The 21,499-nt window shown below is 31.1% G+C and carries 17 protein-coding genes, 3 tRNA genes and 1 other RNA gene; 16 read left to right on the top strand and 5 right to left on the bottom strand.

What is annotated here, in order from left to right; all coding sequences use genetic code 11:
• Nucleotides 1-2 precede the first annotated feature (2 nt).
• Nucleotides 3-76, bottom strand: a tRNA-Arg gene (locus tag Q9969_RS06850).
• Nucleotides 77-126: 50 nt separating this feature from the next.
• Nucleotides 127-200 (bottom strand) — tRNA-Arg (locus Q9969_RS06845).
• A gap of 303 nt (nucleotides 201-503) precedes the next feature.
• Here Q9969_RS06845 and Q9969_RS06840 point away from each other — a divergent pair.
• Complete coding sequence (locus tag Q9969_RS06840) at nucleotides 504-1,835, top strand: IS4 family transposase (protein ID WP_305555670.1); 1,332 nt, start codon at nucleotides 504-506, stop codon at nucleotides 1,833-1,835.
• Nucleotides 1,836-2,232: 397 nt separating this feature from the next.
• Here Q9969_RS06840 and Q9969_RS06835 read toward each other — a convergent pair whose 3' ends face one another.
• Nucleotides 2,233-2,754 carry an endoglucanase gene (locus Q9969_RS06835; protein ID WP_305514615.1) on the bottom strand — a complete coding sequence of 174 codons (522 nt, stop codon included), beginning with the start codon at nucleotides 2,752-2,754 and terminating at the stop codon, nucleotides 2,233-2,235.
• 159 nt (nucleotides 2,755-2,913) lie between these two features.
• On the opposite strand from Q9969_RS06835, the gene frhA reads away from it, so the two are divergent.
• Genes frhA through frhB form a run of 4 tightly spaced genes read left to right on the top strand, consistent with a single transcriptional unit; the run spans nucleotide 2,914 to nucleotide 6,412 of the window.
• Nucleotides 2,914-4,140, top strand: coding sequence for a coenzyme F420 hydrogenase subunit alpha (gene frhA / locus Q9969_RS06830; protein ID WP_305514617.1), 1,227 nt, complete (start codon nucleotides 2,914-2,916; stop codon nucleotides 4,138-4,140).
• A gap of 15 nt (nucleotides 4,141-4,155) precedes the next feature.
• Nucleotides 4,156-4,740, top strand: a complete 585-nt coding sequence (gene frhD / locus Q9969_RS06825; RefSeq protein WP_305514619.1) for a coenzyme F420-reducing hydrogenase, FrhD protein — start codon at nucleotides 4,156-4,158, stop codon at nucleotides 4,738-4,740.
• Complete coding sequence (gene frhG / locus Q9969_RS06820; RefSeq protein ID WP_305555667.1) at nucleotides 4,725-5,549, top strand: coenzyme F420 hydrogenase subunit gamma; 825 nt, start codon at nucleotides 4,725-4,727, stop codon at nucleotides 5,547-5,549. The genes frhD and frhG overlap by 16 nt, the downstream gene beginning before the upstream one ends.
• An 11-nt stretch (nucleotides 5,550-5,560) precedes the next feature.
• Nucleotides 5,561-6,412, top strand: coding sequence for a coenzyme F420 hydrogenase subunit beta (frhB, locus tag Q9969_RS06815; RefSeq protein WP_305514623.1), 852 nt, complete (start codon nucleotides 5,561-5,563; stop codon nucleotides 6,410-6,412).
• 56 nt (nucleotides 6,413-6,468) lie between these two features.
• On the opposite strand, the gene map is transcribed toward frhB, so the two are convergent.
• The gene (map, locus tag Q9969_RS06810; RefSeq protein ID WP_305514625.1) at nucleotides 6,469-7,386 is read right to left on the bottom strand and encodes a type II methionyl aminopeptidase; all 918 of its coding nucleotides are present in this window, start codon (nucleotides 7,384-7,386) and stop codon (nucleotides 6,469-6,471) included.
• Nucleotides 7,387-7,483: 97 nt separating this feature from the next.
• Between map and Q9969_RS06805 the strand changes: the two genes are divergently transcribed.
• The 9 genes from Q9969_RS06805 to Q9969_RS06765 all read left to right on the top strand — a co-directional run bounded on the left by Q9969_RS06805 (nucleotide 7,484) and on the right by Q9969_RS06765 (nucleotide 11,089).
• Nucleotides 7,484-7,891 (top strand): hypothetical protein, encoded by a 408-nt coding sequence (locus Q9969_RS06805; RefSeq protein ID WP_305514627.1) that lies wholly within the window; start codon nucleotides 7,484-7,486, stop codon nucleotides 7,889-7,891.
• Nucleotides 7,892-7,899: 8 nt separating this feature from the next.
• On the top strand, nucleotides 7,900-8,412 hold the full coding sequence (locus Q9969_RS06800) for a hypothetical protein (RefSeq protein WP_305555664.1): 513 nt from the start codon (nucleotides 7,900-7,902) through the stop codon (nucleotides 8,410-8,412).
• 91 nt (nucleotides 8,413-8,503) lie between these two features.
• Nucleotides 8,504-8,578 (top strand) — tRNA-Met (locus Q9969_RS06795).
• Nucleotides 8,579-8,601: 23 nt separating this feature from the next.
• An RNA gene (rnpB, locus tag Q9969_RS06790) (RNase P RNA component) lies at nucleotides 8,602-8,884 on the top strand.
• Between the two features lie 54 nt (nucleotides 8,885-8,938).
• On the top strand, nucleotides 8,939-9,157 hold the full coding sequence (locus Q9969_RS06785; RefSeq protein ID WP_305514630.1) for a hypothetical protein: 219 nt from the start codon (nucleotides 8,939-8,941) through the stop codon (nucleotides 9,155-9,157).
• Nucleotides 9,148-9,351 carry a hypothetical protein gene (locus Q9969_RS06780; RefSeq protein ID WP_305514636.1) on the top strand — a complete coding sequence of 68 codons (204 nt, stop codon included), beginning with the start codon at nucleotides 9,148-9,150 and terminating at the stop codon, nucleotides 9,349-9,351. Before Q9969_RS06785 ends, Q9969_RS06780 begins: the two co-directional genes overlap by 10 nt.
• Before the next feature lie 232 nt (nucleotides 9,352-9,583).
• Nucleotides 9,584-9,889, top strand: coding sequence for a nucleotidyltransferase domain-containing protein (locus tag Q9969_RS06775; protein WP_305514638.1), 306 nt, complete (start codon nucleotides 9,584-9,586; stop codon nucleotides 9,887-9,889).
• Nucleotides 9,882-10,256 (top strand): HEPN domain-containing protein, encoded by a 375-nt coding sequence (locus tag Q9969_RS06770; protein WP_305514640.1) that lies wholly within the window; start codon nucleotides 9,882-9,884, stop codon nucleotides 10,254-10,256. Before Q9969_RS06775 ends, Q9969_RS06770 begins: the two co-directional genes overlap by 8 nt.
• A 494-nt stretch (nucleotides 10,257-10,750) precedes the next feature.
• Nucleotides 10,751-11,089: a hypothetical protein gene (locus Q9969_RS06765; protein WP_305514642.1), complete on the top strand. Its 339-nt coding sequence runs from the start codon at nucleotides 10,751-10,753 to the stop codon at nucleotides 11,087-11,089.
• Here the strand turns inward: Q9969_RS06765 and Q9969_RS06760 are convergent.
• Nucleotides 11,086-11,919 (bottom strand): DUF1002 domain-containing protein, encoded by an 834-nt coding sequence (locus Q9969_RS06760; RefSeq protein WP_305514645.1) that lies wholly within the window; start codon nucleotides 11,917-11,919, stop codon nucleotides 11,086-11,088. The genes Q9969_RS06765 and Q9969_RS06760 overlap by 4 nt on opposite strands.
• Before the next feature lie 190 nt (nucleotides 11,920-12,109).
• On the opposite strand from Q9969_RS06760, the gene Q9969_RS06755 reads away from it, so the two are divergent.
• Both Q9969_RS06755 and Q9969_RS06750 read left to right on the top strand, forming a co-directional pair.
• Nucleotides 12,110-16,975 carry a cobaltochelatase subunit CobN gene (locus Q9969_RS06755; protein WP_305514647.1) on the top strand — a complete coding sequence of 1,622 codons (4,866 nt, stop codon included), beginning with the start codon at nucleotides 12,110-12,112 and terminating at the stop codon, nucleotides 16,973-16,975.
• Between the two features lie 121 nt (nucleotides 16,976-17,096).
• The gene (locus tag Q9969_RS06750; RefSeq protein ID WP_305555660.1) at nucleotides 17,097-21,395 is read left to right on the top strand and encodes a right-handed parallel beta-helix repeat-containing protein; all 4,299 of its coding nucleotides are present in this window, start codon (nucleotides 17,097-17,099) and stop codon (nucleotides 21,393-21,395) included.
• The last annotated feature ends 104 nt before the right edge of the window (nucleotides 21,396-21,499 follow it).

Here is a 21,499-nt window from a genome sequence, read left to right as displayed (position 1 = left end):
AACGGACTTGGAGGGATTTGAACCCTCGATCTTAAGATTAGGAGTCTTACGCCCTTCCAGACTAGGCTACAAGCCCAAAATTAAATTAATTATAAAAAATATTTTAAAAAAAGATTTTAGTAAGAGCGGACCCGCCGGGATTTGAACCCGGGACCTTCGGATTAGAAGTCCGACGCCCTATCCAGCTAGGCTACGGGCCCTCACTAACAGCAATAATAATTTTGTAATTTTTATTATATATATTTATCTATTTTTAAACATTCCTAGAAACTTAAGATTTTTTATTTTTTTTATCATTGTTTATTCATTGAAATTGCTAATTTTGATTTATTTTGCTTTAATCCGTTATTATTTATTTTAATACTTTATTAATTAATTTTAATTTATTTATATCTAATTTTAATAATTATTAATAGTTTATTTTAAATATTATTAATTATATATATTTATATAAGTAATTAAAGTTTTTTAATCATGAATTTATTTGATTGGGGGTTGGATTGATGTATTCTTATGATAGATTTGTCAAAGATTTTTTCAGTTTATTTGATGTTTTTATATCTGAAAAATATGTAACTGAAGATAATAAGTTTATTAGAGATAGAAAAATGACTCAAAAAGAGTATACAACATTTATTCTTTCTCAAAGAAGCTGTACATCTTATATTGAAACGATTAGATTTTTCACAATAGGATTGAATAAGAAGTTTAAAACAATTTCTAGCCAAGGAATTGGAAAACAAAGAATGTTCATTGACCCAAAAGTTTTTATTGATATGAATGAATCTTTTATTGACCAATTATATGGCAAATATTCTGGATTTTCAAAATTTAAAGGATATATTGTTAGTGCTTGTGATGGAAGTATTATTGATCTTCCCAATGTTACTTTAACACGTGAAGAATTCCCTGTTGGTGATGAAAACCTGTTAAAAGAAAAAAGAATTCGTGCAAGAGTTTCATGTCTTTTAGACGTTCATTCTAAACATATTTTAACAGCAAAAATTGTTGAAACAACAATAAATGAAGTAGATTTAGCAATTGAACATTTAGAGAACTTAAAACAAAGATTAAACATTACAAAATTAATTACCATTTACGATCGAGGATATCCATCAATCGAACTCATGGCAAAAACCATTGATTTAAACTCTAAATTTTTAATAAGACTACCAAAAAATGTATTTAGACATTTAATCAAACAAATGAAGACTAATGATGAAATTATAAAAATAAATTTAACAAATAATAGATTAAGTCATTTTGATGATGAAAATTTAAAAGAAAAAGCAAGAAAGATGGGGCGATTAGAAATTCGCATAGCATTAGTAGATATTGGTAAGAACGAACCTGAAATACTTGCAACAAATTTAACATCTGAAGAATTCTCAACAGAAGATTTAAAAGAATTATATGGTAAAAGATGGTCAGTTGAAACTGGATTTGACAGATTAAAAAATTTAATCGAAATCGAAGATTTCAGCGGAATTCGAAGAACAATAATCGAACAAGATTTTCACGCCCACATATTCGTTTATAACCTAGCAATGACAATTAAAAATCATGCAGAAAACAATATAACAAGAATACCCAGAAATAAAGATGAAAAAATAATTTATCAGTCGAATTTCGCAAAAATAACGGGAAACATCTATTTATTCTTATTTGACCTAATATTTGAAACGCAAACGAAAAGAGAGCAAATAATCGATTTTATAGTAAAAGAAGCATCTAAAGAACTAATACAATATAAAGAAAATCAATACAATAATAAAGAACGAAAAACCCCGGATGTTTATAATAAACATCCAGGAAACAAGAAAAAAACACACTAATCAAATAATTTCACCAAAAATTAGTGAGTTTTCACATCTTGTTTAATAGTTCTGTTCACAAATCATATAAAAAACTTACGAAAATCAAATCCTAATCCCAAAATAATATAACAACGTTATCAAATAAACAGAATTAATAAAAAATTTCACATGAAAAATCTTAAGTTTCTAGGAATGGTTATAAATCATTCGGCTCTTTCAAAAACTTGTGTGATTTAAATATCTTCAAGTTTTTTATTAAAAACTTTTTCTTAATATTTGGAGTTATTTTTATAATTTAAAGCTAATTAATCCGTTATTTTGAAAAATTTAAATGAATAGATTAATCGAAAAAATTAGTTATCACACAAGTTTTTGAAAGTGCCAAAAAAATAAAAGAAAGGATTAAATTTAATCCTTAGGCTCTTTCAGTAAATCCAGTTTTATCATTTACTGCAATTGTGTCAACTACATTGCCCTTTGCATCATATACATTAAAGTACCAGTATCCTCCAGAATAGTAACCGCTTCCAGCATAGCAACCTTCTTCTAAAATTGCATCATTTGCAATTGCTTTTGCTGATGAGTAAGATAAATGGGTGTTTGAACTGCCACCTCCATTACTACCGCTGCCACTGCCTCTGGAGTTTGAACTTCCTCCAGAGGATGATCCTCCGGAACTTGAACTTCCTGATGAACTACCAGATCCACTTGATCCAGTTGAACTTGAACTTCCTGTTGTAGTTGCTACAGATGAACCTGAATTATTTCCAATGTTGGAATTATTTCCAACACCATGTCCAGCATTATCATCTTTTGCACTCATACTGGATAAATCAGAGAATATTGGGTTCCCACTATTGGTTATTCCATATGCTGCAACAGCCGCTGCAATACATAACACAATAATTACTGAAATAATTATATTTGCTTTATCCAATTTATTTCCCTCCTGTCAAGTATTATTAATTTTTATAATAAATAATCTTAGTTCTTTATCTATTATATATATTTCGATTAATCTCATTTGAAGTCACTTATTAATAATAAGGAATATATAATAATATTGTTAGTTTCTAATATAATTGAGGTGACATATTTGAAAGATAGAGTAGTTATATCCCCTACAACTCGTCAGGAGGGCCATGCCGAGCTAGTCATGGAAGTGGACGATGAAGGGATTGTTACAAAAGGTATGTATTTAAGTATAACTCCAGTAAGGGGTTTGGAGAAGATGGTTCTTAACAAAGCACCAGAAACAGCTCCAGTTTTATGCCAAAGGATTTGTGGGGTTTGTCCAATTCCTCATACTTTAGCATCTGCTGAAGCTATAGATCAGGCATTAGGTATTGAAATTCCTAAAGCAGCTCGATTGTTAAGAGAAGCTACCTTAGCAGCACACAATATTAACAGTGCCGCCATTCATCATTTTTTAATTGCAACAGATTTTGTCCCGGCTGATAAATTTGCCGCTGCAGTTGATAGTGTGAGTGAAGTAAGAAAAAATGTTCAATATGTTGTTGACATGGTTGCTGGTGAAGGTATCCATCCATCTGATGTGAGAGTAGGTGGAATGGCAAGAAACCTTACTCCATTTGCAAAAGAAAGATTAATAGAAAGAATGACTGCACTTAAACCTAAACTCGAAGAACATATTGAATTTATTAAAACATGTGTTTCTGAAAGTGCAGAGAAAATAGGTATTCCTGAAGATTTAGGTGTAGTAAACCAACCGTTACTCGCAGTGCACCCGACTTATGGTGTAAACGAGTTTGATATGGATGCATTTTCAGAAGTATTGCCTGAAGCATGGTATGATGACCCTGAAATTGGTAAAAAAGCATGTTCAGTAATTCCATTAATCAACGGCACCAATGTGGAAACAGGTCCTAGAGCAAGAATGGAAAAATTCGAAGGATTTAAAGGAAAAGGAGTTATAGCTCAACACGTAGCTCGTGCTGATGAAATGATGAAAAACTATCAATCCTGTATGGATGCATTAGATGCAATTGACACTTCTGCTCCAGCTAATGTAAGCTATGATAAAAGAGGCACTGGGGAATTAGGTTTCGGTATTATTGAAGGTCCTAGAGGAACCAATGCACACATGGCACAAGTTAAAGATGGTAAAACTCAATTCTATTCTGCAATTGTACCTACTACATGGAATATTCCAACAATGGGTCCGGCTATAGAAGGTTTCCATCATGAATTAGGTCCACATGTAATTAGGGCATACGATCCATGTTTATCTTGCGCTACTCACGTGATGGTAGTTGATGATGAAGATAAATCTATAATCAAAAATGAAATGGTGAAAATTTAATTTGGAGGAAAATAAATGCCTTACGATTCGGAAATTATTGTAATAGGATGCGGAAATGTTTTATTTAAAGATGACGGATATGGTCCAATACTTATAAACATTCTACAAAAATACTCTAATGATAAAAATGATTATTATGACCCTGCCATAACTGCATATGTGGAAAATGAATTTGATAAAGATGTTCTAAATCAAATCAAAGAGAAATTTGAAGGTATTGAATTGCCTGATGGTATTCAATTCATTGATGGTGGAACTGCAGCCCCAACCAACTTCTTCCCACTTTATGAAGAATATGATTGGAAAAAACTAATTGTTGTTGATGTAGTCGAATTTGATGCAGAGCCTGGTTATGTGCAAGTATTTGATCCTAATATAATGAAAGTAGGAAAATACGATAATCCTCACGGAATGACTGTTGAAGAACCTCTTCAAAAAATTTCAGAAAAATGTGAGGTTGTTGTTGTTGGTTGCAAACCAGCTGAAATTCCAACTCCGGACGTTGATATGGGTTTAACAGAACCTGTAGTTAAGGCAATTCCTAAAACTATTGATCTTATTTTCAATGAAATCGGGGTTAAAAAATGTTCGAAAAGTTAAAAAAAGTTTTTGGTGGTTCTCAAGAAGAAATCACATCTGATGTAGAAGAGAGGGTTGAAGCTGCTCCTGTAGAAGAAGTTGAAGCTGCTTCATCAAAACCGCGTATTGGTTACATACACTTAAGTGGATGTACTGGTGATGCAATGTCTTTAACTGAAAATTATGACATTTTATCTACAGTCTTAACTGATATGGTTGACATTGTATATGGGCAAACTTTAGTCGATAAATGGGTTCATGGTACTTATGCTGAAGAAATGCCTGAAATGGACTCATGTTTAATAGAAGGGTCTGTCTGTTTACAAGATGAACACAGTGTTCAGGAACTGTTAATGGCAAGAGAAAAATCCGGTTTAATTTGCGCATTCGGTTCTTGTGCTATGACTGGTTGCTTTACAACATTTGCACGTGGAGGTCAACAAGCACAACCTAAACACGAATCTTTTGCACCAATCAGTTCTTTAGTTAATGTTGACTGCGCACTTCCGGGATGTCCTGTAGCTCCTGAAATGATTGCAAAAGTTGTTGTGGCATTATGCAATGGTGACATGGAATACTTGCAACCTGCAATCGATAAAGCTGCTTGTAACGCCGGATGCGGCTGTGATGTATTGACTAATATAATAGTTAACGGATTATGTACTGGATGCGGAACTTGTGCTCTTGCATGCCCTACAAGAGCTATGGGATTTTCTGAAGGAAGACCTAGCTGTGATAGGGACAGATGTATTAAATGCGGATCTTGTTATACAATGTGTCCGAGAGCATGGTTACCTATAAATAGAATTAAAGAGGAAACAGGATTATAGGAGGATTTGACATGCCATTAGGTACTTATAAAGAAGCATTATCTGCTAGATCAACTAATAGTAAAATTTTAGATGTATCACAAGATGGAGGAATTGTTTCAGCATTACTTTGTTATGCGCTTGATGAGGGAATCATTGAAGGTGCAGTTGTAGCTGGAACTCCTGATGATGATTGGAGACCTAGTCCTATTGTAGCAACTTCTTCTGAGGAAGTTATCGCAAATGCAGGTACTAAATACTCAATATCTCCAATGTTGTCAGCTTTAAAAGATGCTACTCGCCAATACGGTTTAGAAAAAGTAGGTATTGTTACAACTCCATGCCAAACCCAAGGTTTAAGAAAAGCACAAGCGTATCCATTTACTAGATTTGTCGCTGATAAAATTAAATTGATCATTGGTATTTACTGTATGGAAAACTTCCCTATGGCTTCTCTTGATACTTTTGCAACTGCAAAATTGGGATTTGACAAATTAACTGATGCTACTAAAATGGACATTGGTAAGGGAAAATTCTGGTTAACTAAAGATGGTGAAGACTCAGGTTTAGCTATTAAAGAAACACACGGATATGAACAAGCTGGATGTAACATTTGTAGGGATTATGTTGCTGAATGGGCTGATGTATCTACAGGTTCAGTAGGATCTCCTAACGGATGGTCTACTGTTTTAACCAGAACAGATGATGGTGAATCCATCTTTAAAGCAGCTGTTGATGCTGGTTTAATCGAAACAAAACCAATGGACGAAGTAAAACCTGGTCTTGGTTTACTTGAAAAATTAGCTGCTGAAAAAAAAGAGAAAAACGGAAAAGAAATTGAAAGAAGAGCTAAATTAGGTTTACCTCTTCCGGTAGAATACTAATTCTACTTCTTTTCTTTTTATTTTTTTAAAATTAAGATATTGCGGGTAAATCCAAATTAAATGGTTGTTACAGTACAACCTTCTTTTTCAACAATTATTGTATGTTCTTTTTGGCTTACAAAACAATCTTGCTTTTCACGTAATGGTGCATAAGGATAAATTGCCATAGCTTCAGATAACTGTTTTAGTGCTATTGCTCCTTTTCTCTCACCAAATTCAGTTGTTATCCATCTGCCTGAAAATGGAACAAATCTGTGTTTATGCTGAATGTATTTCAAAATTCTTTGTGTGCTTTTCATTCTAAATGGCTTATTTGACATATATGAGTAAATATAATGTCCCGGAGCATCATTGACAATTCCTTCTCCATTTGTTGCAAACGGTTCAATAGCTATTGCCTGACCTTCTTCTAAAACATATTTGTCGTGGTTGTCATAATTCGGTATTGAGATTCCTGCATGTAAATTATTTTGTTCTAAGCTATGTCCGGTTAGGTTGAAAATTGGATTTAGTTTATATTCTGATATTGCTTCATGAACCGCTTGTCCTATTTTGGACACTTCAACACCTGCTCTTACAGTCGATATTGCAGCTTCAAGGCCTGCTGCTGATGCTTCTACTATTTCTTCATGCAGGTTTATTTCATCTTGAGTGTAGTTTTCATCAATATTTCCATCTGCGATTATAGTAATTGCAGTATCAGCAATATACCCATCAATCATAGCACCCAAATCTAATTTCACCATATCTCCAGCATGAATTACAGTTTTATCTCCTGCAGGAGATGTATAATGTGCAGCAACTTCATTTAGAGATACATTACATGGAAAAGCAATTTTCGCACCTGCTTTTAAAATTTCACTTTCTACATATTCAACCAAATCAATAACTAGAGTGCCATCTTTAATCATTTTAGAGGCTTCGCCACGAATTTTAGAAGCTAGTTTTCCAGATTCAATATAGGATTCTATCATAAATTTTTACCTTCTGTTTAATCAATTAAATATTTAATTGATAAAGTTTATATAATATTTTGTATTACAATTTATATATAAATTGGAGGTTTAAAAAATGGATATTCCTACAATTCCAGACCAAATTTTTTTATTAATAATTTTGGTTATTGTTGCTATTGTATTAATTATCATCGTTTTCCAATGGAAAAGTATTTCACAATCTAAAAATTCAATTTTAATGCTTGAAAAAGAAATTGAACTTAAAAAAATGTCCATGGTGGAAAAAGATATTGAATCTAAAAGATTAATGGATAATCCTATTCCATTACCGCAAGAGCAACAGGACAGTCTTTCAGCTATTAGACAATCAACCACTGAAGCTAGAAGTCGTGTTGGTTATCTTCATTCTGAAATTAATGAAAGATTAGCTAGACTCGAAGCTGAAACTGAACAAAGAAAATTGGAAAAAATGCTTAAAGAAATCGAGCAAAAAGAAGCTAAACTTAAAAAAATGAATAAATAGGTGTAAATATGGATGTTACTGAAGCGATTGCGGTTATAATTTTAATACTTGCTATTGCAATTTTAGTTTACTATTATTTATTAAATAATCCTTCTGCCTTGAATAAATTGAGGGATTATGTGCCATCAAGTGCAGATGCACATATGGAGGAAGTTTTAGGAGGCAATCCTGCTGATTTATCTGAAAATGCAGTTTCTCCAGATAAAGAAGAATCCATGACTAAAAGAATCAAAGTCAAATTAAGTGACATTGACATGTCCGGATTAAACACTGATGGATTTTCTAATAAACTTGATGCATTTCTTGATGCTAAAAGTGATGAATTAATTAAAGATTGGTCTTTAGCAACTACTGATGATTTAGTGGATTTGGAGAAGAAATTCAATGAAACTGCTGATAGTGTAGATGATTTGGATAAGGATTATAAGGAATTTAAAAAATCATCTGAGGAATTCAAAAAAATCACTGAAGAAAAGTTGGATGATTTAGATAAAAGAATTGAATCATTAGAAAATAATTAATATATTTTCTTTGATTTTTTCCATTTTTACGAAAGCTTTATATAATACCTATTACATAATTAATTATAGTTATTAGACTATTTCTGTATATAGCAGGGTGGGGTAGTCTGGTGAACCCGCGGGGCTCATAACCCCGAGATCCCTAGTTCAAATCTAGGCCCTGCTACTTTTTAATCAAAATTTTTTCTGGCAAGTTAAAGACAGCTACTGGTTTTTCGTAAACTAAGGAAACTCCGCACATCAAACAAAATCTATGGCGTTGAAAAACGTATACTGAGAAGTATGACTCTGGAGCAGAAACGACACGACTTTTAATGGTTGACTATGATATTGCTTGAGGACATTAAAAGAAGCGGTGAAACGGCCATTCCATAGGATGCAAGAACAAAGTTGCCGATAATCGTTTGTGTAGGCAAGGTAGTTCGCTAAGATGAATGCTGTAAAAACAGAATGTGGGTTACTATTAACATGCCATGTAATTATGTGGGTTACCAAACATTTATGATGGTAATCTGCATATTATTAAATGACAACCAAAACCAAATTTTCTGAAGAAGATATTAGATTAAATAGGATGGTTAAACGAAGAGGTTTAACTAAAAATGCTATAAAGAATTATGACACTGTTTTTAATGAAATATTTAATTTATTTGAAGTAAATCCATCTGATATTGTTCGTATTGGTAAAAGGGAACAGAAACCATTTTTAGTAAGGAAACTGGGTAATATAAAATATTGGAGCTAGAAGATAGGTCTGTTACTGAATATCAATTCAAATACCATGATTATTTAGAAAGTAAAAATTTATCCAACACTACATTAAAACTTAAATTGGATACTTTTAGAGCTTTATTGGGAGAGTATGATATAGAAAAACCAAAACCTATTGATATTGTTATTCAAAGAGATAGAATTCGTGATGAATATATAATTTCATAGAGAGAAGTAGATGGCAATGTCATTTTGTAAAAGTATTAGGGATAAAGATATCATTTCCTTTTTCGTGACAACTGGTTTAAGAAGTAGTGATGAGTATTGATAAAATTATTCATGTTTGTATTAATTATCTTGTGGTAGTTGTAATAATTGTAGATAATATCATTATTTTGCAAATATTTATTATGGGGAAGTTTGATATTAAATATTATATTACTTATCTTAGGTGATTATTATGAATGATAGAATTGAAATAGCTAAAGAATTTGCAAATACTATCAAATCAGATTATGTTAAATCAATTATGTTGTTTGGTTCTGTTGCTCGTGGTGATGATACTGAGGAGTCAGATATAGATATTTTAATCATATCCAATCATCATATGGAGATTGATGATAAAATAGCAGATGCTGTTGCATGGATTATGTATGATAAAGGAGAACTTATTTCAGCTCATGTAATGAGCGAAGAACACTTTAATAAAACTAAATCTTATTCATTTTTAACTAATGTTTTAAGAGAAGGTGTTGTAATTGGATGAAGAAATTATTGCGTTTATTACTAAAGCTGAAACTAAATTAAAACATAGCAAAGCTTTATTTGAAATTGAAGGTTATGCTGATTCTGTTTCATTATCTTATTACTGTATGTTTTTATGTGCTAAGGCATTGTTACTTAAAAAGAATTGTAAAATTCCAAAATCTCATCAGGGTTTAATTCAATTATTTAGTTTAAAATATGTTAAAGAAGATGATTTTAAGTATAATGTTTACAAATATCTGGCTAATGCCCAATCAGATAGGGAAAATGCTGATTATGATGCTATTGATGATATTGGTCAAAAGTTAGCTAAAAAAAGAATAGTTGAAGCTGAAGAATTTTTAAAAGAAACAAATAGATTTATATGAGTATGTTTTTTGTTGAAATTCGTTGTAGTTTTGCTCTATTTTTAGTTAGTAACCCACATAATTTTATGTAGCTTATTCTTAACATGCCATGTAATTATGTGGGTTACCAAATGGTGGTAATTTGCATATTATTAATCATGACGACTAAAACCAAATTTTCAAAAGATGATGTTCGGTTAAGAAAGTTAGTTAAACTAAGAGGTTTATCTTCAAATGCTATAAAAAATTATACTCGGTTTTAGAAATATGTGAATATGAGATATTGCTTCGATAGATGTTGTTTGTATTGCTAAAAGAAAGCAGCATCCTTATATTGATAAATAATCTGGCGTGTTTAAGTAATTTACTATTTAAACCAATATTTTTTAAATTAAATGAATTTTCACTGAAATGTAATTTCAACTTTAAAAATAATCATGTAGGAGTCCTATAAAATCTTACATACTCATAAAATTTAATAATGTTAGAAATATATTATAAGTAATGGCGATATTATGGCTGAGGAACTTTCATATGAAGATATAAAAGAATACGGACATTTATTCACAATTGCACCTTCATTTGTATTGGAAATGATGGCACGTAAAAATTCAAACATTGTATTAAAATTTAAATCAACTATCCGATCATTTTTAGAGTCATTAAGTGATGAAGAAATGATAAAATTAGATCTTATATTAACTTCTGATGTTGATGTCCTACAAGATTTAATGAATGAAGCATATGCTAAATCTGGGAAAAAGCAATATAAGATATTGGCCAATCCAAAATATAAAAATTTCATTATCTTGAATCTTGGAGAAATAGAAAAATTAAAAAGAGATTCGGATTAATTGAATAATCCAAATAATCCGCCTGCTGTACTATCAGTAGTGTTGTTTAAGACATTTGATACTTCAGTTTGATAGGTGTTTACATCCCCTTGAACGTTTTGTATTTGTTCAATACTTTCTGCAAGGTTTTCAATATCACTGTTTGTAATGTTGATGTTGTTTATAACAGTGTAATTATTGATAATGTTTACAATAGTTTGGTGGTCGGTAATATTGTTTTCCACCACTTCTTCTTTTACATCATCAACCAATTTGGATAACTCATCAGCATTAACATCCGAGTTTTCAACGATTTCTGCCTGGGTATAAATCTCATTATTGGCTGCTTCTTTTATATTGTCAGGAATTTTAGTATCAGTTGCCGCTTCATAGGAATTCATAATTCCTGCAAGAGCAGATTCTCCAGTTGCAGTTACTGGACTGGTTACATATACGTGTCCTGCTCTAATTCCTGCTGATTTAAGTGCAGAAAGATACATATTGCCTGTTATTGTAGTAATTTTTGATTTGTCTACACTAACTTCTAAATCATCATTTTCGTTTAAATCCACCAGTGCTGAAGAATATATTTGGTTAGATGAATAAGTTTTACCTGTAATGTCACGTGAAATCTTATTTACATTATTTGCAGTGATTATTTTGGAATCAACACCGTGTAAATCCACACCGGACTGTTTTACAAAGAAAGTATCAACAATATTTTTATAGCCGGCATTGTGGTGGGTTGTTTCCCCATAGGTTATTACTGCTTGCGTATCGCTTGTTGAAAATCCTGCTGGAATGAGCATTCCAACAATGATTATAGCTAGTAAAATCATTATTTTGCGCATTAATGTCACCTCATATAATGTTAGTGTTTCTTATTAGGTCAATGTAATATTTAAATGTATCTTATTTGTGTACAATTCGTTTTATTTTTCCATATATTGTTTTGATTTTAGTTAGTTTTATATATTTTCAAATTAAACTTAAGATTATAGTAAATTTTTTTTGCTATGTTTCTAATTGGGCATAAAGGGGGTGAAAACGATTATAGATAATAGATTGTTATTCGCATTAATTATTTCAATATTGCTTGTATTTTCTGTAGGCAGTGTTTTTGCAGGAGATAATGAAACAATATCTGATGTGGTGAGTACTCCATGTGAGTTAGAAGAAACAACATTGTATTCGAATGTTGGCGATGTCCAGGCTTCTCAATCAGGTGCGGAAATATTGGGGGCAAGTAATACAATTAATGTTCACGTTTATGATTCTTATAATGAAACTGGCAAAACATGGACGGAGGATGGTATTAAGTTAGGTGGAGCAACGGTTAAATTATTTGATTCTTCAAATAACTTGATTTCTACTAAAACTACAAATAAAGATGGTATTGTATCATTTACTGGATTAGGTTCATTAAAGTATAATTTAGAATTTTCTTATTCAACTTATAAATCTTTTAAGATATTTAATGTTGATTTTACTAAGTATAGTGGAACTCTTGATATGGATGATGTAATGTTTGTTCCCGACATATTGTTATTGGTAGATTATTCCTCTCATAATGAGAAAGTGGACCTGTTGATGAATATGTCCAGGCGTATTGCATATATTAGTACTACTAATTTTGATGAATCAAGGGCATGGTTAGCTGGATATGCTAATTATATTCATATTGATATGTTTGCTGAAAATTCCGCATATAATAAATTTACAGCATCCTATCTTAAACAGTTATTAGCTAATTCTCCTGCGAATAAAAATTATAGGGTTGCTTATACATTTGGTGTTTATTCACAAGAAATCCTAAATGCAACTGGTTTGCATATAATTGGAGCAAGTGAATCTAATAATACTTATGATACTATTGAAAATACATATATTGGGTCATATTTCCAATCAGAGGATATAAAGGATTCTGAAGTTTTAATAAGTAATATGGATAATTATTTCAAGTATGTTCGTCATTTAATCGAACCATCAAAATATTCTAATCCTACTTTAAATGATAATGGACTTCCTTTAATGAGTCCGGAATGCGGTTTTTATCATCCTGATTTAGGAAGGTATACACTTGTACCGGAACCAAGCTTAATTAATAAGTGGATTACAACAAATCCTGGTTATACTAAAACTTCAGATGGTAGTTTGAATTGGATGAAAGAAAACTATGAAAACTGGGTTGAAACTACTTTGGATCCAAAAGAGTTATTCAGTAAATTCGAAAAAGATTTTAAGAATAATATATCTTATAATCAAAAATTTATAGCTATTGTCACTTACTATTGTGGTGGAGATGTTGTTGATGCTCTAATTAGAGGTTATCAGGAAAGCGGTAGGCCTGCTTTTAATTTATTTAAAACAAGTACAAATCCTTCTGCTTCTTCAATTCTAAATAGAATTGTAAAGTGTTCTAAAATTGGCATCTCATCAGTAACTTCATTATATAGTTGGTCTTTAAGTTATGCAAATGGTTCAGCGGAATCAGATTTATCCGAAATCGATTTATCAGTTTTAAAAGGTGTTAATGAAATATCTGAATACAGTTATAACTCTGAATTGGGTCCTCAAGTTGAATGGACTTATGCCGTTACCTATCCAAGTTTTGAAGGGGTTTTTGGTCCTGTAATCTTATCATATGTAGATGGCGCCGGAAAAACTCATGTTATTCAATCCGGTGTAGATAAAATGGTAAAATTAAGCTGTGGTTGGGCGGATTTAAAAGATTTAAATAACTCTGATAAAACTATAGCTATTGTATTGTATAATTATCCTCCTGGTAAAGCAGAAATTGGTGCATCCTACTTGAATGTAACTCAGTCCACATATGATTTAATTGTCAAATTATATGAGGCAGGCTATGATACTGGAGGGGACATTAGGAAAAAACTAAATGCCAGTCAACTTGAAGAAATTATCTTTTCAATGGGTAATAAAGGTTCATGGGCATACGGTCTTCTTAAAGATTATGTTGAAAACAATTATGGGTCACTAGTTGAACATAATCAGTTAATTTCAACAAAAGTTTTCCGTAATTTGATTAAAGATATTCCAACTAACTTAATTAAAAACATGACAGACTACTGGGGTTCAGGTTTAGGTCCGTCAATGGTTTATAATGGTGCTAATGAACAATATATGGTTGTTCCAGGAATATGGTTCGGTAAGGTATTTATCACATTCCAACCAAGTAGAGGCTGGGAAGAATTGAAAACAATAGAGAATTACCATGATTTAACTTTGCCACCAACACAATACTATGTATCTTTCTATAAATGGTTAGATAAGATAGCTAAAGTAAATGCAATTGTCAATATGGGGACTCATGGAACTCTGGAATGGTTGCCGGGTACTAATTTAGGTGCTGTTGCAGGGGATTGGACTTTTGAGTTAACTTTAAACCCTACATTGTATCCTTATATTGTATCTAACCCTGGAGAAGCTATGGTTGCACGTGATAGGATTGCAGCATTGTTGATTACTCACATGACTCCTGCTATGGTTTCATCAGGTTTATATGGCAATTATACAGTATTAAATAATTATATTACATACTATAAAGATCAAGTAAATCTTAATGTAAGTTCTAATGCAGAAGAGTATAAACAAAAAATCATTAAACTGGCTCCTTCTCTAGGTTTTAGAAAATTTATAGAGTCTAATGAAACATTCCAAAAATGGATGGATGATTTGCATTTATATCTTGAAGATATGGAAGATGATTTCATCACTTACGGTTTACATTCTTTAGGTAAAATATTAACCGGCAATGAACTCATTGAAGAGGTTATTACAATTACAACTTCTCAAACTAAGATTTATAATCAAATCATGGAATTCCTATATCCTGAATTTAAAGGATTGAATTTCAATGAGGACATTTCAGGTAGTTTAAATTATTTAGTTCAAGCTAATGTGATAAAACAATTCTTGAGAAATTTCATAACCGATTTAGTTAACGGTTCTTCAATTGAGGATTTAACTGTTAAATATAATATTGTAAAAAATTCTGCATTATACAACTCAACATTATATGCTGAGCAAGTTATTATTAAAATCCAAAACAACAATGAATGGAACGCTATTTTAACCGCTCTTCGAGGAGGATATGTTTCATCAGGGTTATTTGCAGACCCATCTTATGGTGATTCAATTCCAACAGGTCATGATGGATATGCATCTGATCCAACAAGAATGCCTTCAGAGTCAGCATATCAATCAGCTGTCAAAATCGTTGATTTGTTACTTTCCCAATACTATGAAAAACATGGCCGCTGGCCGGAATTAACTTCATTAATCTTATGGGGTACAGAAATTTCAAGAACAGAAGGTATTGGAATTGCGGAATTCTTATATTTCCTTGGTTGTAAACCAGTATGGGAAAGTAATGGTAAAGTTACAGGTGTTGAAAAACTTCCGTTAAGTTCACTTACTGTTAAATTATCTAATGGGACAGTTGTAAACAGACCTAGAATTGACGTATTTGCAAGTATAGTTACAAGCAATAAAGATTGGCTTTCATGGATGTTACAAGCGGTAAAACTCGCTGCTTTTGCAGAAGGTGAAAACGAAGCAAACAATTTTGTTAAAAAACACTATGCAGAAAATCCTTCACTTGATAGATTATTTGGTCTTCCGGGTAATGTATTGGAAGGAACTGGTATGTCTACTCTTATTCCAAACACTGCTGACTGGAATAAAAGTACTCTTAATCAATTTGCAATGGATGTTTATCTTTCAAGAGTTTCTTATTCATGGACTCTTGATGAAAAGGGTAATATTGTAATTACCAATCAAAAAGCAAACTTCATTTATTTGCTTAATAAGACTGAGTTAATTACACAGAATTTTGACAGTACTTGGAGATTATTAGATTCAGATGATTACTATGATTGGTTTGGAGGATTATACAATGCAGCTACTATATTGAGACTACAATCAGGTCAGTCAAGACCGGATACTGCATTTGTCGATATAAGAAATAAAAATAAGTATGTTGCAAGAACCTATGAAGATGAAGTTGAGTTCGAAATTCGATCAATGCTTTTAAACCCTAAATATTACGCCCCTCTTATTAATGGTGGGGGTACTGGAATGAACTCTTATGCATCAAGAATCCAGAATATGTTTGGAGGTTTAACAATAAGCAATGGTAAACTTGAAAAAGAATTGGGTAATCAATTAGCCGGCACTTTGTTAGGTATGAAGGGAAGTATTAATGGAGCAACAACTTCTGCAGGTTATCAAACTTCTCTTGCATGGATGGTTTATCTTGCAAATCAAGGAACTTGGGCTGCTGACAAAAGCACTGTTCAAAAATTAGCTGATGAATATATGCGACAAGTAATCAAGTATGGTGTAGCATGTTGTCACCACACATGTAAAAACCTTGCATTTAATTCTAAGATTATTCAACAAAGTTCATTAACTTCAGCTCAAAAACAAAAATTTGCAGAAATATTGGCTCATGCAACAAATACTGATCCATTATATCAAATGGTTGATGAAAAGAGCAATGGTGCAAATTCAGATCATAAAGGTTCAAATAATGGTAAAACTGGTAAAGATGATTCTAATGCAAAAAAATTAGTTAACAAAACTTCTGATGATGCATCAAGTAACAGGAATGGTGGAAAGACCGCTTTTGGTATAGATGCTTCACAATCTGGTGATGCAAAAACCACTGCCGAATCTCAAAGTTCACAGTCTTCCTCCTCTGATGCTAGTTCTGGAGACTCTGGTGCTAATGCATATGAGGTATCTGAAAAATCTGCAGCTAAATCAGCTAGTGCAGTTGAATCTAGTATGCCAATATTTGTCATTGTTGCTGTAATCATTTTAATTGCAATATTCTTAGTTGGATATTGGAGAAATGATGAAGATGAAGATGATGATTACTAATCATCAACTTTTTTTTATTTTTTTAAATTTTAGAAATTTTTAAATATATTTTATTTCCAAACATAATAATATGCTAGATTATTTTTAAAATAATCTTGAATTCAATGTAGCGAGGCAGAATATGTTTAAAAAAATTAATATGATATTGATTTTATTACTATTATTGGTATCTATCACTGCTGTTAGTGCTAGCGATGATTTAAATGATACTGTAAGTAGTGATGAATCTATTGAATTGTCTACATCAGATAATAGTGATGTAGTTAGTGAAGAAGTTTTAACTTCAAATTCTCACACGGTTACTCCTACTACGTATAAGAATTATTTTGAGAATGGGGTATTAATTTCAACTTCTGTTAATGAAGGTGATACTCTCAATATTGACGGTGTTTTTTCAAATAAGACATTTTCCTTTAAAAAACAAGTAAATGTTGTAGGATCAAGCACAAATGTTCTTAAAAATTGTATTTTCATGTTCTATAACGGAGCATCTGGAAGTACAATTTCTAATTTAAATATTAATAATTCTGAGGATTACAAGTGTGGTGTGTTTTTAAATGGTGCAAGTAATTGTGTTATAAGTGGATGTACAATTAAAAATAATGGTATGTCTTCTTATGCTATTGGTATTGGAAATAATGCAAATCATAATAATGTTACGGATAATAAATTAACAACCTTCGGAATTACTTATGGTCATGGAACAAGGTCTGCACCTCCACTGGTCATAAGTGGATCTCATTATAATTATATAGCAAATAATAAGATAATTTGTGATGATGCAAATGGAATTTATCTATCTAGTTATCCTGGAGGATATTTTAATGGAGGTCATTCTAATTTTAATATAATTTATAATAATTCTATAAAATACAACGTATTGCCTACTTCTTGGAGTTACGGTATTCAAATTATGGGTTCTAATAATACAATAAACTCTAATAGGGTTATTGGAGCATATAGGGGAATTTCAACTTCAGGAACTGGAAATATAATTATAAATAATAAAATTATTAACCTCACAGGGGCTGATTTCAATAATCCTTCAGTTGAAATTGGGGGAGAATATGGTATTGTAGCTGCTCTTTATTCCACTGTTATTAACAATACAATTAAAAATGCAAAGATCATCCCAACAGGTTCAGGTATTTCAGCTTTAGATTATTCTATTATTAAAAATAATACCGTGGAGGTAATATTTCAAGGAACTGGTATTTATCCTTGCGGATCTTATATTAACATTGAAGATAATTTCATTTCAACTATTTCTGGTGCAGGAGTATTATTCAATACTCATTCTTTTAATTTAACAGTAGATAATAATACTATATATAGTCACTATGGTGTATGTGTTTTAATTCAAAAAATGAGTGTTCATAAAATGCCTGGAAATATTACAATTATAAATAATTATGTTTCAACTAATAATACTTATTCAATTGATGCAAGAGATGCAGATGCATCTGAATATTATAGGATTGAAGATAATAGCGGTCCTAAAGGCACAGGTATTGTTGCAACACCAGAAGGATCATATGATCCATCAAAACCCCAATACAAATTTAATGGGACTCACTATATAATTAATAATTCTAATTATGATGAATACATTAGTGCTAATGGTTATTTGTCTGCTACTATTAAAGATGGGGATACTTTACACTTTGAGGGTACTTTTTCAAATAAAACTATTTTCATTAATTCCGCAGTTAAAATAACCGGTAAAAACCCAATTTTTCACAATGTCAAATTTAAAATTTACTCGAATGGTGTTTGGATGGAAAATTTAACTATCCGAAACGATAAAGTTTCAAATGGTTGGGGAGTTTTAGTTTACCGGGCCGTTGGTGCTACAATCACTAACTGTAGCATTGATGTTTATGATAAAAATGCAGCTTATGCTATTTATGTAATTGAATCTATTTATGTTGATATAATTGGAAATAAACTTTCATCTTCAGGTAATTATTTAACTTATACTCTACTTGCTTATACTGCGGAAGATTGTAGATTTATAAATAATACTATCTTTACCAATGGAACTTCCGAAGTCTACATTAGTGGTGGGGGAGTATGTACTTCCGGAAATGAAACCTGCACTTCTGGTGGTGAGATTCCAGGTTCTGGTAATAGTTCTTGTACTTCTGGTAATGAAGTCTGCACCAGTGGAAACACTTTAAATGGAACTTATGTTTTAGCTGAAGTTTACAGGACTTATGGTATCTTAACGGCTTTTTCATCAAATAATATCATTTCTGGAAATAATGTAACTGTTACTTCAAAATTAAACCAAACATATAACAAAACTAATTCTACAAATTCACTTGTAGGTATTGATTTATATTACAACACCCACAATAATACTGTTTCAAATAATAATATCTATATCTATGGATATGATAATTACATTTATGGTGTTGGGGTTTTAGGTTCTCAAACTGGAGCTGAGGCTCCAATTGGCCAAGATGCATCAAATAACCAATTCATTAATAACAATATTCGTTTAAATGGTACTTATTGTGTTGAAGGAATAATAATTGGTGATAAATCTAAAAACACTACTATAATAGGCAATATTGTAAATGCCCGAGCAGATTGTGTTATATATGGTATTAATTTAGAAATGTCTCAAGGATCCACTATCAAAAAAAACATTTTAACATTAAATTCACAAATGGTTTATGGGATAGATGTTTATTCTTCTAATTATAACATAATTAATAATAATACCTTTGAAATTAACGCCAAACAATCATATGGTTCAAGAATTGTTAAAGCACAAAATAATAAATTAACCTCAAATATTATTTTTGTTAATGCAACTGGTGATGAAATCAATTTTATAAACTTTGATCCAACAGGGACTGGAACTGCAGGAGTCTATCTTAAATTAAATTCATCTTATAATAATATTTCTGAAAATAATATCACTTCCAAATTTGGTTATGCAGTTATTATTGATGATATTGCCATTGATAATGTAATTTATTCTAATTATCTTGACAGTGAAAATGGTATTGGAAATTATGCAGTAAATACTACAGTTAATAATACTGTTGATAAAAATTATAAGTATTTAGTAACTGGAACCCTCTCGGATATAGTTATAAAATATTTGGAGAAGGGAACATTTGTATTTACAACTACTGATGTTGGTTTAGAGGGAGCTAATGTTACATTTAGTTCTATGAATGGTGAAATTCAACAAGTTGTAATCAAAAATGGCACTGCAACACTTAATTATACCTTCATCGATTATACTCCGGCTACATATTTGATTCATGCTAACGTATTTAAAGAAAATTATAAATACACTGAATTCGAATCAACCTTAGAAATAAGAAAAGGTGATTTAACTGTACATGTTGATAATGTTACCGGAGCTATTGCAAGAAATGCAATATTTGTAGCAACTCTTGTAGATATTTTGGGAAATCCTGTTAGCGGAATAACAGTTGAATTTAATGTTGTGGATGATGGGTTTTATAGTTATTTAGGAAAAGTTGTTAGTGATGTTAACGGTAAAGCTATTTTAACTGCTGAAATTCCTCAAATTTACAGTGATAATCCTAAAATACTTGTAGAAATTAAAAATCCCGATTATTTTGAAACAGTTACTGCTAATGCTAATTTAACTGCATATAGGCTTATTTCAACAAGCATTACAATTAATTCAAAAGTTTATCCGGGGGGTATTTTAGCCACATTAAAAGATCAAAACGGTAGTGTCATGTCTAATAAAAAAGTCATTGTCATGGTGGCTGGTACTACTTACCCTTTAACTACTAATTCTGCCGGTCAAATTAGTTTACCTCCAATTTCAAGAGGAAATTATAGAGTTCACGTGTCTTATGCTGGGGATGATGCTTATTATGGATCTAAAAGCACAGCAGATGTTACTGTAATGCCTGCAATTACTGGAAATAAAAATTATGCTGTTTACTATGGCAATACTATTACTTATAAGCTTCGCATTATGGATTCTAAAGGCAAATATGTTGGAGCAGGTCATATTGTAAAAGTTAAAGTTAATGGTATAACATACAATCTTAAAACTGATAAAAGGGGATATGTTTCCAAATCTTTAAAACTGAACGCAGGATCTTATAAAATAACTGCCGAGTATCATGGTGATAAAGTTTCCAATGAATTAAAAATCAAACCAACATTAATCACTAAAAACATAGTTACGAAAAAAGCTAAAAAAATTAAATTTTCAGTTAAATTGGTCAATAAGAATGGCAAGGCATTAAAAAATAAAAAAATCACCATCAAATTTAAAGGAAAAACATACAAAGTGAAAACCAATAAAAAGGGTATTGTTATGTTGTCCCTTAAAAAATTAAAAGTGGGTAAATATAAAATTATTTCAAAATATGGTAAATGTAAAATATCTAATACGATTACTATTAAAAGATAAAGGTATTTAACATTTATTTTACTTTTTTTTCAATTTTTATTTAATAAAATTTAAATATGTTATTAAACTTAATCTTAAGTGTAGTCGTTAATTTATTAAATTTA

This window comes from Methanobrevibacter sp. V74 (assembly GCF_963082495.1).
In the GTDB taxonomy this organism is placed as follows: Archaea; Methanobacteriota; Methanobacteria; order Methanobacteriales; family Methanobacteriaceae; genus Methanocatella.
The sequence above is the reverse complement of the archived record's forward strand: the minus strand, read 5'-3'. Positions and strand labels throughout refer to the sequence as shown.

What these genes read in the sequence shown, in the direction of transcription:
- Q9969_RS06840 (WP_305555670.1), top strand. Translation starts at nt 504, where the DNA reads ATGTATTCTTATGATAGATTTGTCAAAGATTTTTTCAGTTTATTTGAT.
- frhD (WP_305514619.1), top strand. Translation starts at nt 4,156, where the DNA reads ATGCCTTACGATTCGGAAATTATTGTAATAGGATGCGGAAATGTTTTA.
- frhG (WP_305555667.1), top strand. Translation starts at nt 4,725, where the DNA reads ATGTTCGAAAAGTTAAAAAAAGTTTTTGGTGGTTCTCAAGAAGAAATC.
- frhB (WP_305514623.1), top strand. Translation starts at nt 5,561, where the DNA reads ATGCCATTAGGTACTTATAAAGAAGCATTATCTGCTAGATCAACTAAT.
- map (WP_305514625.1), bottom strand. Translation starts at nt 7,386, where the DNA reads ATGATAGAATCCTATATTGAATCTGGAAAACTAGCTTCTAAAATTCGT.
- Q9969_RS06805 (WP_305514627.1), top strand. Translation starts at nt 7,484, where the DNA reads ATGGATATTCCTACAATTCCAGACCAAATTTTTTTATTAATAATTTTG.
- Q9969_RS06800 (WP_305555664.1), top strand. Translation starts at nt 7,900, where the DNA reads ATGGATGTTACTGAAGCGATTGCGGTTATAATTTTAATACTTGCTATT.
- Q9969_RS06785 (WP_305514630.1), top strand. Translation starts at nt 8,939, where the DNA reads ATGACAACCAAAACCAAATTTTCTGAAGAAGATATTAGATTAAATAGG.
- Q9969_RS06775 (WP_305514638.1), top strand. Translation starts at nt 9,584, where the DNA reads ATGAATGATAGAATTGAAATAGCTAAAGAATTTGCAAATACTATCAAA.
- Q9969_RS06765 (WP_305514642.1), top strand. Translation starts at nt 10,751, where the DNA reads ATGGCTGAGGAACTTTCATATGAAGATATAAAAGAATACGGACATTTA.
- Q9969_RS06760 (WP_305514645.1), bottom strand. Translation starts at nt 11,919, where the DNA reads ATGCGCAAAATAATGATTTTACTAGCTATAATCATTGTTGGAATGCTC.
- Q9969_RS06750 (WP_305555660.1), top strand. Translation starts at nt 17,097, where the DNA reads ATGTTTAAAAAAATTAATATGATATTGATTTTATTACTATTATTGGTA.